Source organism: Streptomyces nanshensis (genome assembly GCF_001751255.1).
Classification (GTDB): domain Bacteria; phylum Actinomycetota; class Actinomycetes; order Streptomycetales; family Streptomycetaceae; genus Streptomyces; species Streptomyces nanshensis_A.
In genome coordinates this window covers 1-5192 of the sequence record NZ_LJGW01000664.1, presented here as the reverse complement: position 1 = coordinate 5192, position 5192 = coordinate 1, and the positions used below count along the sequence as shown (strand labels likewise).

The 5192-nt window shown below is 70.8% G+C and carries 3 protein-coding genes; all 3 read left to right on the top strand.

From position 1 onward, the window contains the following. Positions 1–390 precede the first annotated feature (390 nt). The 3 genes from leuS (at position 391) to AN218_RS31215 (ending at position 4948) form a co-directional block, all read left to right on the top strand. The gene (gene leuS / locus AN218_RS31225) at positions 391–3264 is read left to right on the top strand and encodes a leucine--tRNA ligase (protein WP_070020388.1); all 2874 of its coding nucleotides are present in this window, start codon (positions 391–393) and stop codon (positions 3262–3264) included. Positions 3265–3413: 149 nt separating this feature from the next. Beyond that, complete coding sequence (locus AN218_RS31220; protein ID WP_070020387.1) at positions 3414–4070, top strand: hypothetical protein; 657 nt, start codon at positions 3414–3416, stop codon at positions 4068–4070. Between the two features lie 20 nt (positions 4071–4090). Continuing rightward, a complete protein-coding gene (locus tag AN218_RS31215) occupies positions 4091–4948 on the top strand; it encodes a DegV family protein (RefSeq protein WP_070020386.1) in 858 nt (285 codons plus the stop codon). Positions 4949–5192: the final 244 nt, after the last annotated feature.

The following is a 5192-nucleotide window of genomic DNA, read 5'->3' as shown; positions in this document are numbered from 1 at the left end:
CCCCCTGCGGCCCCTCGGAGTGCGCGTTGTCGTTCCGGTGCGGGTTGGGTGCGGGGGCTTCGCCCCCTGCTGCCCCCAGCGCTCCTGCGCCCGGGCGGCCTCCTCGTCCCTCGCGGGCTCCCTTACTGGCGTGAACGCCGAGCTGTGGGCTCCGGTTCGGCGCCGGACCAGCCCCGGCACCCCGTCCCCGGAAACCCGGGCGAAGCCCCCGCTGCCCTTGCGGTACCCTGACCGCATGCGTGCCGTACGCCTTCTGCTTAGCTGGCCGCGCTGATCAGTGCCGGTCCCCGGGACGAAGCCCGGGAGGACCGGAATCGGCGCGGCGTCCCCTCCTGTGCGAGGGGTTTTCATTTGTGCTCGGCAGAGACGACCGATGGAGCTTTGAGGACGATGACCGAGACCACGAACGCCGCGGAGAGCGCGGCTCCCCATCGCTACACGGCGGCGCTGGCCGCCGACATCGAGGCGCGCTGGCAGGACTTCTGGGAGAAGGAGGGTACGTACGAGGCCCCCAACCCCGGTGAGGGCGATCTGTCCGGCGATCCCGCGACCGTCGCGAAGCCCAAGAAGTTCATCATGGACATGTTTCCCTACCCCTCGGGCGCGGGCCTGCACGTGGGGCATCCGCTGGGATACATCGCCACCGACGCCTTCGCCCGCTTCCAGCGGATGACGGGCCACAACGTCCTGCACACCCTGGGGTTCGACGCCTTCGGCCTGCCCGCAGAGCAGTACGCGGTGCAGACCGGCACGCATCCGCGGGCCTCGACCGAGGCCAACATCGTCCAGATGAAGGCGCAGTTGCGCCGCCTGGGCCTGGGCCACGACCAGCGCCGTGCCTTCGCGACGATCGACCCGGACTACTACAAGTGGACCCAGTGGATCTTCCTGCAGATCTTCAACTCCTGGTACGACCCGGAGGCGGACGCGGCCCGTCCGATCACGGAGCTGGTCGAGCAGTTCGCGTCCGGGCGGCGTGAGACGCCCGAGGGCTTCGCACGCTGGGACGAGCTGAACGAGGTGCAGCGCGCCGAGGTCCTGGGCGAGTACCGGCTGGCGTACGCCTCCGACGCCCCCGTCAACTGGTGCCCCGGCCTGGGCACCGTGCTGGCGAACGAGGAGGTCACCGCCGAGGGCCGCTCCGAGCGCGGCAACTACCCCGTCTTCAAGGCGGAGTTGCGCCAGTGGAACATGCGCATCACCGCCTACGCGGAGCGTCTGCTGTCCGACCTGGACGGCCTGGACTGGCCCGAGGCGATCAAGCTGCAGCAGCGCAACTGGATCGGCCGCAGCGAGGGCGCCCGCGTCGACTTCCCGCTGGGCGACGGCAAGATCGAGGTCTTCACCACCCGCCAGGACACCCTGTTCGGCGCGACGTACATGGTGCTGGCTCCCGAACACCCGCTGGTCGACAGCGTCGTACCCGTCGAGTGGCCCGAGGGCACCCACGAGGTGTGGACGGGCGGCCACTCCGACCCGGCCTCGGCGGTCGCCGCGTACCGCGCCCAGGCGGCCGCCAAGTCGGACGTCGAGCGGCAGGCGGAGGCCAAGGACAAGACCGGTGTCTTCACCGGTGCCTTCGCCGTGAACCCGGTGAGCGGCGAGCAGGTCCCGGTCTTCGTCGCCGACTACGTGCTGATGGGGTACGGCACCGGCGCGATCATGGCCGTACCGGCGCACGACCACCGGGACTTCGCCTTCGCGCGCGCCTTCGAGCTGCCGATGCGCTGCGTCGTGGAGCCCTCCGACGGCCGCGGCACGGACACCGGCACCTGGGAGGACGCGTTCGTCGCGTACGACGCGAGGATCGTCAACTCCTCGTCGGACAGCGTCAGTCTGGACGGTCTGGAGGTCACGCCCGCCAAGGCCCGCATGACGGAGTGGCTGGAGCGCGAGGGCATCGGCGCCGGCACGGTCAACTACCGGCTGCGGGACTGGCTGTTCAGCCGCCAGCGCTACTGGGGCGAGCCCTTCCCGATCCTGTACGACGAGGAGGGCGTCGCCCACTCGCTGCCCGAGTCGATGCTGCCGCTGCAACTGCCCGAGGTCGACGACTACTCGCCGCGTACGTTCGACCCGGACGACGCCGACACCGTCCCCGAGACGCCGCTGTCGCGCAACGAGGAGTGGGTGAACGTCACCCTGGACCTGGGCGACGGGAAGGGGCCGCGCCGCTTCCGCCGGGAGACCAACACCATGCCCAACTGGGCGGGTTCGTGCTGGTACGAGCTGCGCTACCTGGATCCGCACAACACCGAGCGGCTGGTCGACCCGGAGGTCGAGCGCTACTGGATGGGCCCCCGCGAGGGCATCCCGCACGGCGGCGTCGACCTGTACGTGGGCGGCGCCGAACACGCCGTGCTGCACCTGCTGTACGCGCGTTTCTGGTCGAAGGTGCTGTACGACCTGGGGCACGTCTCGTCCGCCGAGCCGTTCCACAAGCTGTACAACCAGGGCATGATCCAGGCGTACGTCTACCGCGACAGCCGGGGCATCGCCGTACCGGCGGCCGAGGTGGAGGAGGCCGACGGCGCGTACTTCCACGACGGCGAGCGGGTCAGCAGGCTGCTGGGGAAGATGGGCAAGTCCCTGAAGAACGCGGTCACTCCGGACGAGATCTGCGCCGAGTACGGCGCGGACACGCTGCGCCTGTACGAGATGGCGATGGGCCCGCTGGACGTCTCACGGCCCTGGGACACGCGCGCGGTCGTCGGCCAGTACCGGCTGCTGCAACGGCTGTGGCGCAACGTCGTCGACGAGGCGACGGGCGAGGTCACGGTCGTCGACGCCGAGCCCGACGAGGAGACCCTGCGCGCGCTGCACAAGGCGATCGACGGCGCCACGCAGGACATGACGGCGCTGCGCTTCAACACCGCCATCGCCAAGATCACCGAACTGAACAACCACGTCACCAAGGTCAGCGAGGTGCCGCGGTCGGTCGCCGAGCGGATGCTGCTGCTGATCGCACCGCTGGCGCCGCACATCGCGGAGGAGCTGTGGCGGCGGCTGGGCCACGAGGAGAGCGTCGTGTACGCCGACTTCCCCGTCGCCGACCCCGCCTATCTGGTCGACGAGACGGTGACGTGCGTCGTGCAGGTCAAGGGCAAGGTCAAGGCGCGGCTGGAGGTCTCACCGTCCGTCACGGAGGCCGAGTTGGAGCAGTTGGCGCTGGCCGAACCGGCGATCGTCGGCGCCCTGGACGGCGCGGACATCCGGAAGGTGATCGTGCGGGCGCCGAAGCTGGTGAACGTCGTACCGGGCTGACAAGTGGCCGACTGGTGACCGACTGAGGCCCTCGTCCCCTACGGGTCGGGTGCGGGCAGGCTCCGGGATTCCGCGGAACGCCTGCCCGTACGCGTCCGTTTACGCTGGAGAAGGGACGGCCTGTGGCCGACGGATGAAGGAGCTTCCAGGTGGAATTCGTCATCGGCGTGCTGGCGCTGCTGTTCGTGCTCTTCGTGACCTTCGGCGTGATCGCCGCCGTACGGACGGCACGGGCGGTGCAGCGCGGAGTCGAACGCACGGGCACTCAGGTCCGCCGCACGGTCGAGGAGACGACGCTCAAGGCCAGGACCGCCCAGCCGGGCACCGTGGGCGAACTGGCCCGGCAGCGGCTGGAGCTGCGCTCCTCCATCGACGGCACGCGCCGCGCCCTCGAGACGGAGGTCGCGCGGGACCCGTCCCTTCAGGAGGCCCTCGGTCTGCTCAACCGGCTGCACGACCACGCCCGGCAGCTCGACGGCGAGATGCGGATGCTGATGGACGGCGAGCCCGACAAGGCCCGTACGGCGGCCCGCATGCCGGAGGTGCGCGAACGCGTTGAGCGGATCAAGGAGTCGGCGGACTCGCTGCGCTTCGCGGCCCAGGACCGGGCCAGCCGGCACGGCGCGGAGGGCCTGGGCGCGCTCCGCGAGCAGATCGAGATCGAGTCGGGCGCGCTGCGGCACTGGCACGGTGAGCAGCCGGACACCGACCGTGAGATCGGGCAGGCCGCGGAGCCGGAGCGCGGAGAGCTGCGCGGTGAGGCGCCTCCGGGCATCGAGAAGGGCCGTCCGCAGAGCGCCTCGTGAGACGGCGGTAGCCTCCCTCCATGTCCCGCACCACCTCCTCCAAGGTCGCGATCGTCACCGATTCGACGGCCTATCTGCCCCCGTCGGCACGCGCGCGGCACGGCATCGACGTCGTTCCGCTGACCGTGGTGCTCGGAGACCGGGCGCTGGAGGAGGGCACCGAGATCTCGGCGCGGTCGCTCGCGGAGGCGCTGCGCGAGCGGCGTGCGGTGACCACCTCGCGGCCCAGTCCCGCAGTGTTCGCGGAGCGGTACCGCGCGGCGGCGGAGGCGGGCGCGGAGGGCGTCGTCTCGCTGCATCTGTCCAGTGAGATCTCCGGTACGTACGACGCGGCGGTCCTCGCCGCGCGGGATGCTCCGGTGCCCGTACGGGTCGTGGACAGCGGCGCGGTGGCCATGGCGCTGGGATTCTGCGCGCTGGAGGCGGCGCGTACGGCCTCGGAGGGCGGCTCGCTGGAGGACGCCGTGGCGGCGGCCGAGAAGCGGGCCGAGGGAGTCTCGGCGTATTTCTATGTCGACACCCTGGACTATCTGCGCCGTGGCGGCCGCATCGGTGCGGCACAGAAGCTCTTCGGCTCGGCGCTGGCCGTGAAGCCGCTGCTGCAACTGGCCGACGGGCGCATCGAGTTGCTGGAGAAGGTGCGCACCGCGTCCAAGGCCATCGCGCGGCTGGAGGAGATCGTGGTGGAGAAGGCGGGGGACGCGGAGGTCGACGTCGCCGTCCACCATCTCGCCGCGCAGGAGAGGGCCGACCAGCTCGCGGAGCATCTGCGCGAACGGGTGCCGCGGCTGGGGGAGTTGCATGTGAGCGAGGTGGGTGCCGTGATCGGGGCGCACACCGGGCCGGGGCTGCTGGGCACCGTTGTATCGCTGAAGTGAGTGACGGCTTTATCCACAACGGGCGGATTGTCCACGGCAATTGAGCAAGATCACATGGGGTGCGTGATCGTCTCTACCGTCTGTCGGCATGAGCACTCGATCCCGTGTCCGTACCTGTCCGCCGTCGTCTCTCCCGGGCTCTTCCGCCGCCGGGGATCCCGCGTCCCGCTCCTCCGCACGGGCACGGGCGAGGGACGGGCCGGGGTCGCGCCCGGCCGGCGGAGCGGGCGCCGGGCCGTGTGAC